10 protein-coding genes and 2 pseudogenes are annotated in these 9,183 nt (G+C 51.6%); 2 read left to right on the top strand and 10 right to left on the bottom strand.

Annotated elements, in window-relative coordinates:
• Window positions 1-118 precede the first annotated feature (118 nt).
• The 4 genes from V8L70_RS22035 to V8L70_RS22020 form a co-directional block, all read right to left on the bottom strand.
• A complete protein-coding gene (locus V8L70_RS22035) occupies window positions 119-583 on the bottom strand; it encodes a hypothetical protein (protein ID WP_157826505.1) in 465 nt (154 codons plus the stop codon).
• Between the two features lie 12 nt (window positions 584-595).
• Window positions 596-1,021 carry a hypothetical protein gene (locus V8L70_RS22030; protein ID WP_083024944.1) on the bottom strand — a complete coding sequence of 142 codons (426 nt, stop codon included), beginning with the start codon at window positions 1,019-1,021 and terminating at the stop codon, window positions 596-598.
• Between the two features lie 11 nt (window positions 1,022-1,032).
• Entirely contained in the window at window positions 1,033-1,281 is a 249-nt protein-coding gene (locus tag V8L70_RS22025; RefSeq protein WP_083024942.1) for a helix-turn-helix domain-containing protein, read from the bottom strand.
• A gap of 84 nt (window positions 1,282-1,365) precedes the next feature.
• Window positions 1,366-1,659 carry a hypothetical protein gene (locus V8L70_RS22020; protein WP_008958461.1) on the bottom strand — a complete coding sequence of 98 codons (294 nt, stop codon included), beginning with the start codon at window positions 1,657-1,659 and terminating at the stop codon, window positions 1,366-1,368.
• Between the two features lie 233 nt (window positions 1,660-1,892).
• Here V8L70_RS22020 and V8L70_RS22015 point away from each other — a divergent pair, with 233 nt between their 5' ends.
• Together V8L70_RS22015 and V8L70_RS22010 are read left to right on the top strand one after the other, a co-directional pair.
• Window positions 1,893-2,063, top strand: coding sequence for a hypothetical protein (locus V8L70_RS22015; protein ID WP_008958462.1), 171 nt, complete (start codon window positions 1,893-1,895; stop codon window positions 2,061-2,063).
• A 40-nt stretch (window positions 2,064-2,103) separates the two neighbouring features.
• Window positions 2,104-3,253 (top strand): annotated as a pseudogene (locus tag V8L70_RS22010) (IS3 family transposase).
• Window positions 3,254-3,294: 41 nt separating this feature from the next.
• Here V8L70_RS22010 and V8L70_RS22005 read toward each other — a convergent pair.
• The 6 genes and pseudogenes from V8L70_RS22005 to V8L70_RS21980 all read right to left on the bottom strand — a co-directional run.
• A complete protein-coding gene (locus V8L70_RS22005; protein WP_008958466.1) occupies window positions 3,295-5,607 on the bottom strand; it encodes a heavy metal translocating P-type ATPase in 2,313 nt (770 codons plus the stop codon).
• Window positions 5,600-6,058: an ATPase gene (locus V8L70_RS22000; protein WP_101146658.1), complete on the bottom strand. Its 459-nt coding sequence runs from the start codon at window positions 6,056-6,058 to the stop codon at window positions 5,600-5,602. Before V8L70_RS22000 ends, V8L70_RS22005 begins: the two co-directional genes overlap by 8 nt.
• 27 nt (window positions 6,059-6,085) lie before the next feature.
• Window positions 6,086-7,423 carry an APC family permease gene (locus tag V8L70_RS21995; RefSeq protein ID WP_008958468.1) on the bottom strand — a complete coding sequence of 446 codons (1,338 nt, stop codon included), beginning with the start codon at window positions 7,421-7,423 and terminating at the stop codon, window positions 6,086-6,088.
• Window positions 7,424-7,643: 220 nt separating this feature from the next.
• Window positions 7,644-7,988 (bottom strand): hypothetical protein, encoded by a 345-nt coding sequence (locus tag V8L70_RS21990; protein ID WP_022522184.1) that lies wholly within the window; start codon window positions 7,986-7,988, stop codon window positions 7,644-7,646.
• 40 nt (window positions 7,989-8,028) lie between these two features.
• Window positions 8,029-8,205 (bottom strand): DUF2933 domain-containing protein, encoded by a 177-nt coding sequence (locus V8L70_RS21985; protein ID WP_008958470.1) that lies wholly within the window; start codon window positions 8,203-8,205, stop codon window positions 8,029-8,031.
• Window positions 8,206-8,794: 589 nt separating this feature from the next.
• A pseudogene (locus tag V8L70_RS21980) lies at window positions 8,795-9,183 on the bottom strand (sulfite exporter TauE/SafE family protein); the annotation flags it as partial.

Here is a 9,183-nt window from a genome sequence, read left to right as displayed (position 1 = left end):
GTACGTTGAACTAGACTACAACAAACAACGGCGGCACAGTGCCATTGGGATGATCAGCCCAGAGGTATTTGAAGCCCGAATGATCGCTTAAACCAGTGTCCACTCTTGCTGGGTAAGATCAATCCACCCAATAGCCGTTCATGCCATTGGACTGAAAATCTAGTCCTGCAATTTTCGAGAGATAAATCCTCGAGCCTTCCACTCCACTCTTCTGCAGGTCTGCCAGTGAGATCGGGAGATTATCTTTTTTCTTCAACCTTTTGCAAAGCATGACCATTTGCTTTTCAAGGAAAGAATATAAGGAAACTACGGTGGACCTTCTGAATGTCCCAACGAATACGTTTTCTATTTGCGAAACATCATCAGAAAGAAATTCCATTATCTCCTGATATTCATACTCATCTCGACCGAAGTTTTCACGCGGCAAATCATAGGAATTGATAAGCGCTTGTTTATCACTATGGAATTTGCTGTCCAGCTCATCAGTGTATTTACGAAAATCCTCTAATCTATCGATACAAGCATTGATGACAAGAGCTTGCATCGCGCTTTTCGATAAACCATTTCTCAAGCTGTTGGGCATAAGGAACCTCTATCAGTTTTCATTTGGCCATCCCGCTATCCCCCGCCAAGGGCGGATCGAGGTGATTGAATACACAGAGCGCTCATCCTGGCCCTGAAATGTGTCGACACGCTCTACCTCGTCATCTACTGCCAAGGGCCTGCCCTTGAAGTCGATAATAGTTGCTGTCGGATCATCGTTACCCCACTCAGCCTGAAACCATCGATGTTCCCCTGTCATGTCTATTAGCACGAAAGGGTAGAGTGTCAGCCGCTCTTTCTCGTCTGCGCGCTCTTTAGCATAGCCATACATCTCGTCTGACCACAGTCGGCCATCCTGGCCAATGAGCGCCACCAAACGCATAACGCTTTTACGATCGGCCGTGTATTCGAGGTCAATCTGTACTGGTTGGTTACTTGTAACTATCGTCTCTTCCGGGCTCGTATCATTCAGTGCCATTTCTATCGGTCTCAGCCTTTCGTCTTGGGAATCTTTATCCCGTCCAGCTTGTAGTGCTCGCCTAGCTCAATAGCGCGGCGCACCGATTCCAATACCGGCTTGCGAACTGCGCGGTAGCGGGTAGAGTCAGGCGAGGCGAACCAACCCTTCACCGTCTCCACGCTATACCCAGTCAGGGTGGCCACATGATTCTGGTTCAAGCCATGCCGCTCCATAAGCTGACGGAGAGCTTCATTCGTCGGTTTCTCGGAAGTGCTCATTAATATCTCTCTATATATCGCTACTGGTGCCTACCAGCAACGTTCGTTCATATATGGCGCCTTACAGCGCATCTAAGGTGGAGACTACGCTTCAAGGCCCCAGCAGCGCCTAGCGCGATCCCTGGCTCTCTCCTGTGTGTGCGCTTCAGGAAGAGCAGGGGAGCTGTCCTGGTTGAAGTGCGCCAACAAGTCGCCAAACAGCGTGGAGTCTCGTAGGTCGAGGTCGATGCCTACCAGCCCATCGACTGCTTGGTGAATCTCCATGACAGACCAAGGCTCCAGCTGAGCTATGCACTCATTGTCGCGAATAAGACGCTGGATCTCAGGATGCTCCTTGATCGTCTCGATCTGCACGGTTGATGCCCTGAGGTTCGCCATGTGGCCTCCAATTTAATAGGTACTGCTGATAGTTTAATGTGCAATGCACACGACTGCAATGTTTGTAAGTCTTCTGTAATAACAATCAATACCCCATGCAGTCTCGCTTTTAAGGCTGTTTATTGCTCGCTCAGGCTGATTAACAGAAGCTATAAAAGTGTGCGTTTAGCTTGAAAAAGTGTGCATTGCACATTATTATAAAGGTCATCAGCTACACGACCTTGAGACATACCATGAACCTAGCGATCAACCTCGACACCGACACCGCTATGCCGGCTTCATTCGAGCCTGCTTCTACCTCTCTGCCCGAGCGCGTTCGCCAGGCCATCGATCTCCTGAAAACTATTATTACCGAGCAACCTACCTCGCTTGTGCTCGCCTATGAATCGCCCCGGGTTCCGTAGACACCTCCAGGCCTTATACTGAAGGCAGTTAGGAGGACTCATGAGCCGTCAACGATATACCGAAGAATTCAAGATCGAAGCCGTCAAGCAAGTCACAGAACGGGGCCATCCCGTCGCCGAGGTCGCAGCTCGGTTGGGCGTGTCCGGCCATAGTTTGTACCAGTGGCTCAAGCGCTATACCAAGCCTGCAGAACAACGCCAGCAGGACGATGACCTTCAAGCTGAGAATCGGCGATTAAAGGCGGAGCTGAAACGTGTATCAGAAGAGCGAGATATACTAAAAAAGGCCACCGCGTACTTCGCCAGGGAGTCCGACTGAGGTACGCGTTCATTCAGGACCATGCGAATCAGTATCCGGTGCGCCGGTTGTGTAGCATGATGGACGTGCACCCCAGCGGTTATTATGCCTGGTGCCGTAACGCCATGTCTGACCGGGCACGAGACGACCAGCGCCTACTGGGGCTGATCAAGCACGCCTGGCTTGAGAGTGGCGGTGTATACGGTTATCGCAAGATTCACCAGGACCTGCGAGAGATCGGTGAAGTCTGTGGCAAGCATCGAGTGGCCCGTCTGATGCGTGAGGAAGGACTACGTTCACAAACCGGTTATCGGCGACGGCCGGGCCGCTATGGCGGCAAGCCAGCGGTAGTATCACCTAACCACCTGAATCGTCAGTTTGACGTAACGGCACCCAACGTTGCATGGGTCACCGACATCACTTACATCCGCACTTACGAGGGCTGGCTCTACTTGTCGGTGGTGATCGACCTGTTCTCTCGGCAGGTGGTGGGATGGTCAATGAAGCCTCGCATGACGACAGATCTGGCACTGGATGCCTTGCTGTCCGCCGTCTGGCGGAGGAAGCCCCAAAAGCCCGTCATGATTCATTCGGATAGGGTAGTCAGTTCAGCAGCTCGGATTGGCAAAGTTTTTTGAAGGCCAATCATCTGGAGGGCAGCATGAGCCGCCGGGGCAACTGTCACGACAATGCTGTTGCTGAAAGCTTCTTCCAGCTCCTCAAGCGAGAGCGAATCAAGCAGCGTATCTATCCAACCCGAGAGGCTGCTAAAAGCGATGTGTTCGATTACATTGAAATGTTCTACAACCCAAGACGCCGCCACGGCACGAGTGATGACGTGTCACCCGTTGAGTACGAACGGCGGTATTTCCAGAGCCTGACGGGTGTCTAGAAGACCCGGGGCGATTCAGATTTATCTTCGAGTAGATATTGTTACTTAATAGCAATCATCCTAAGTCGTAAAGCATTGCCAATCACGCTCACTGAAGAGAGTGACATCGCCGCCGCCGCGATAATCGGTGATAACAGCATACCTGTGAAGGGGTACAAAATCCCTGCGGCAATGGGGATGCCTGCCGCGTTGTAAGCAAAGGCAAAAAAGAGATTTTGGCGAATATTACGCATGGTGGCTTTTGAGAGCTTATGCGCCGTGGCAATACCGGTAAGATCTCCTCGCAGTAGAGTAACCCCAGCGCTTTCTATCGCCACATCGGTGCCGGTTCCCATGGCAATGCCGACATCCGCTGTAGCCAGCGCAGGTGCATCGTTCACGCCGTCGCCGGCCATGACAACAATGCGCCCTTCATCACGGAGACGCTGAATCACTCGGCCTTTATCCTCTGGAAGCACTTCAGCTTCGACCTCATCAATGCCTAGCCGACGTGCCACAGCGTTGGCGGAGGTGCGATTATCGCCTGTCAGCATCACCACTCGAATGCCGTCAGCCTGGAGTGAACGAATGGCTTCTTCGGTGGTTTCCTTGACCGGATCGGCAATGGCGAGCAGCCCAGCTAAATTCCCGTCGATGCTCGCAAAGATGACAGTAGCACCGTCGCTGCGCAATTGATCGGCATGTGTGTCTTGAGACTGGGTGTTAACGCCCTCGCTTTCCATCAATAGCCGGTTGCCCAGGGCAATACGCTTGCCATCTATCTGGCCTATAACGCCCATGCCATTGGGAGCCTCGAAGTCCAACGCTTCTGTTAATTTTACCTCTGCCTCTTTAGCCTTTTCGACTATTGCATGGGCCAAGGGGTGCTCGCTGCCTCGCTCAAGACTAGCTGCCAAGCGCAAAAGCTCCGATTCAGCAATGCCTTCAGTGAGAATCAACTCGGTCACTCGTGGTTTGCCTTCGGTAAGCGTGCCGGTTTTGTCGACGACGACGGTGTCGACCTTCTCTAGACGTTCAAGAGCTTCGGCATCGCGAATCAACACGCCTAACTGGGCACCGCGCCCTACACCGACCATAATTGACATGGGGGTAGCAAGACCTAGCGCGCACGGGCAGGCAATGATCAGAACACTAACCGCCGCAATAAGGCCAAACGCCATCGGCGGGGTAGGGCCCCACAATGACCAGGCGATGAAAGCCACAACAGCAATGAGAATAACGACGGGTACAAAGATGCTGGCGACTTTGTCGGCAAGCCCTTGAATGGGTGCGCGGCTGCGCTGGGCGCTGGCGACCATTTGCACAATCTGCGACAGCATCGTGTCCTGGCCCACCTTGTCAGCGCGCATGACAAAGGATCCTTGACCATTGATGCTGCCGCCAATGACGCCATCGCCGACTTCCTTTTTCACCGCTAGTGGTTCACCGGTAACCATGGATTCGTCAACGTTGGAGCGACCTTCCATCACTTCGCCATCTAATGGCACCTTATCGCCGGGGCGCACCCGGAGACGATCCCCTACCTGAACCTGGTCAAGAGAGATATCTTCCTCATTGCCCTGATCATCAAGGCGTCGAGCGGTAGCAGGCGCCAAGTCGAGCAGAGCACGAATAGCGCCAGAGGTTTTTTCACGAGCGCGTAGCTCTAATACTTGTCCCAGTAAAACTAAAACGACAATCACTGCCGCTGCTTCGAAATAAACGGCCACCGAACCATCGGCTTGACGGAAGGCGTCGGGAAAGATGCCCGGTGTGAGGGTGGCCAGCAAACTGTAGAGCAACGCGGTGCCGGTACCGATCGCGATTAGCGTGAACATATTAAGGCTGCGATGCACTAGCGAACGCCATCCGCGTACAAAGAATGGCCAACCTGCCCAGACGACTACCGGCGTTGCCAGCAGCAGTTGAATCCAGTTAGAGGTTTGCTGGGAAATAAAATGCATAAGGCCAAACACGTGGCCACCCATTTCTAGGGCAAACACGGGGAGGGTCAGTACTAGGCCGATCCAGAAACGCCTGGTCATGTCCTTGAGTTCGTCCGAAGGGCCGGTGTCAGCAGAGACGGTCTCAGGTTCCAGCGCCATGCCACAGATTGGACAGTCGCCTGGGCCTTCTCGTCGAACTTCTGGGTGCATCGGGCAAGTATAAATAGACCCCGAGGGTACTGACGCTTGTGACTGTTTGCTTGGCTCAAGATACGCATCAGGCTTGGCAATAAACTTTTCCTGACACTTTTCTGAGCAGAAGTACCAAGTCTTACCCGCGTGATCGGCACGGTGGCGGGAGGTATGGGGATCAACGTCCATGCCACAAACAGGGTCTTTCACCTTTGTCTCGTTATGGTCTTCAGACATCGTTCATTCTCCCCGTTTGGCGAACAAGGCGCATGGCTTCGTGCTCTTCAAGTGCTAAAAGGGAATCTAAGAGCTCTTTAGCCTCAGGAATTTCCGCTTTGCCAACGAGGGTTCGATAAAGGTTTATCGTTTGTTCATGGAAATCAAAAACCTCTCGGCAAATGTCGTCAACACTTAGCGTGGAATAGGGCGCATCGCAGGTACGATGCGTACGGATAGGTTTATGCTCCAAATTGTCATAAACGTAGGTTTTTAATGCTTTCGCGTCAGCAGTCTGTTCAAAGCGCGCCACAACGCGCTGCATTTCCGCTTCCTGTGCAGCTAAGTAATTGAGCAACATGCGAGCGCGCTCTTCTTCGTGTATATCGGCGCAATGAGCAAGGCAAGCTGCAAGATGCTCGTGTAACTGACGGGTCCAATCGATCAATTCACCAAAGGTTCTAACGTCCATTTGGTACCTCCTATAACGCTATTAACGTTAATGAGTGTGAGAGTGCTCGCTATCGTTTGAAGCGTCGCGTTTGGATAGGAAAATCCATTCGCCGAGTAAAAGAGTAGCCATTACTACGCCAGCAACGATGAGCACCATGGGGTCCGAGATGGCTTTTACCCATAAAAAGCCGATTAACACGACAGCATCTAGTAGTATGGCAATGCTAGGAATAACAGGATTAGCCCCCACTCTGTCCTTGAGATGACGAAGCACACCCCAGTGGATGGCCATATCCATGATCAGGTAGAAAATGATGCCTAATGCTGCGATGCGGCTCAGGTCAAAAAAAGCGGTGAGCACTAAGCCAAATACGATGGTGTACACCAGTGTATGCTTTTGTACACTGCCGGGCATGTGGAAATGGCGGTGAGGAACCAGCTTCATTTCTGTCAGCATGGCGAGCATGCGTGAAACGGCAAAGACGCTGGCGATGATACCGCCCGCCGTTGCCAACATGGCGAGAATGACGGTAAACGCAACTGCCGCTTCACCCAGTGCGGGACGGGCAGCGGCGGCCAGGGAGTAGTCTTGGGTTTCGATAATTTCAGGCAAAGATAGGTTGCTGGCAACGGCAAAACCGACAAGGGCATAGATCACCACGCATAGCGCAATCGAGATCGTGATAGCTTTGCCAAGATTCCGCTTAGGATCTTTAAGCTCCGAACCACTATTGGTAATCGTCGTGAAGCCTTTAAATGCCAGTATGCCGAGCGCCGTAGCACCTAAAAAGCCCGTTATCGTAGGCGTAGGTGCATCGTTGCCAGCACCCATTTCGATGGAGTCGGCAATAAACACGCCGACAATACCAAACACTATAATGCCACCTATTTTGATAAATCCGAGCACCGAGGCGACGGTCTCGATCAAGCGGTTGGCGGATAAATTGATCAAAAAGGCTATTAGCAGTAAACCAACCCCGAGTAGGGGCACAAATAGTGAACGATCCCCCAGGTCAAACAACTCAAGCGTGTAGGAACCAAACGTTCTCGCCAAAAAACTCTGTGCGATCACCATGGAAAAATACATCAGGAGGGCATGAAAGGCGGTGGGAAGCGTCGGGCCATACGCTTTCTGTAAATACATGCCAATCCCACCTGCTGATGGGAAGGTATTGGACATTTTAACGTAAGAATAAGCGCTGAAAGAGACAATGACGGCAGCGGCCAGAAAGGCTAGAGGAAATAGCCGACCAGTCATTTCGGCCATTTGGCCGGTTAGCGCAAAAATACCGGCCCCAATCATCACGCCGGTGCCTAATGCAACGGCACCGACCAACGAAAGACTGTTTTCTTTATATTGTGGCGTTCTATCCTGCCCAACCATGAAAGCGACTCCTTGTATTAACGGCAACCACAGCAGCAATAACTGCCGAGGACTCCTGTGCGGTGTTTTTTGATGCTATATAAATTAAATATAGAACCTATGTGCAGCCACATGGCAAATGACTAACGGAAGGTCTGATTTTGCGAGGCCACAGGCAAGCAGCTCTTACCCTAAACTAGCTAGTCTTGCTCCTGGTTGTGTCATGTAGCCGTTATGACTATTAATGACAGCTCCAAGGTTCCTGTTTAGCGTTGTCTTTAACGTTCTGATCGACGAAACGGTAATACTCCTTCTTAAAGCGGTTCCACCGATCAGCGCTGACCTGTATGTCATGGAGCTTGAGAATTTTTTCAACGTCATCGATGCAGAGCCTCAGCGCATCGTAAGCAAGGCTGATATTTCGGTTTTTCTCGTTGTAGACCACCTTATCCATTCCATAGAGTCGGTCGATATCTGACAGCGCTTCTTCAATGCGTTTGGATTTACTAGGCTTGATTTTTAAATTCCGAGTCACCAGTGTGTTTTTGGAAACACCCAAGCGGTGCTCTTGTTGTGTCGTTTTCATGGTCTTTCTCCCAGGCGCGTACATGTATATATAGAGTGGTTCAGTCCTTGTCTATTTTGTCCTTATGACCGCCGTGGTGTTTATGCATGAAAATATGCATCAGTGGGCATGCTGCCAAAAAGAGGAAAGGTAAGAACTGAAATAGGTGGAGACGGTGCTCGGTTCCAATCAGGTATCCCGCCCAAATGACAAACCCAGCAAGTGGCACCCACAACATCAGCAAACGACTACTTGTACTGTTACTCATAATCACCTCAGTAACTCGCCCAAAGAGCCAACAGCAGTTAAGGCCGTTGGTTTGGGAAAAATCAAATAAATAACCCCAATAACAGCATGGATGATTTGTCTGAACGCAACCTGAACAGCATCGGAGGGAAATATGATCCTGATCAAGCGCCTCGCAAAAAGTAGGCGATAATTACCCAAGCGGTATCCATAGCCTCATTCCCATCATCATTAGGTTTTCGGTGAGCGATACAAAGCTTAATGGGTATTACTGTTGCCGACACAGGCGCACTTGAGCTCACGTTTATCGAGGTATATCGCTTTAAAGACAGAACCTGTCACACGGTGCCAACGAATAGCGCCAGTGGCGCAGCCAGCCAGATAAGCGTATCGGCCAGCAATTAGTAGCTTCGGAAGTATCTAGGCGTGAAGGTAAACGTAACTGAAGGGGACTTGGCGCTGGGCGTGCAGGTCATAGTTGAGAAACATGGCGCTAAAGCTCGCTACGCCCTGCAGCTTTTGCAGACCCGGGGGTATGATCGCTGTGGCTACGGCATACTCTAGCACGCGTGCAGTGAATATTATGCACTGAACCTCCCAACTGGCAGAAAAATCGATGAGTAACGCAGTGGCAAAAATTGCCAGCACAGGGCGATAGGTGGTCGCATTAGGGTCTGAAATGAATCCATCATCCCTATCATGGATTGCAGATGCCAGAGTTGCCAGACGGCAAACGTAATAATCAGCAGCGCTGCTAGCGTACGAGTCGCGGGGCTACGTATCCATATTGAGACACGGCGCGCTGCCACTCCGGTCGCTAGGACGGCAGGCAAGGTGCCGAGCCCAAAGGGCCCCCATCATCGCGGCGGCACGCAATGGCTCGGCTACAGCAAGACTCCAGGCCAGCATCGAATAGATTAGCCCACAGGGCATCCAGCCCCATAGCGAGCCAAGTGCGAATGCTTGGGGT

This window comes from Vreelandella arctica (genome assembly GCF_037070215.1).
Taxonomy (GTDB): domain Bacteria; phylum Pseudomonadota; class Gammaproteobacteria; order Pseudomonadales; family Halomonadaceae; genus Vreelandella; species Vreelandella arctica.
Note: the sequence above shows the minus strand (reverse complement) of the source record. Positions and strands in the feature narration are given on the sequence as shown.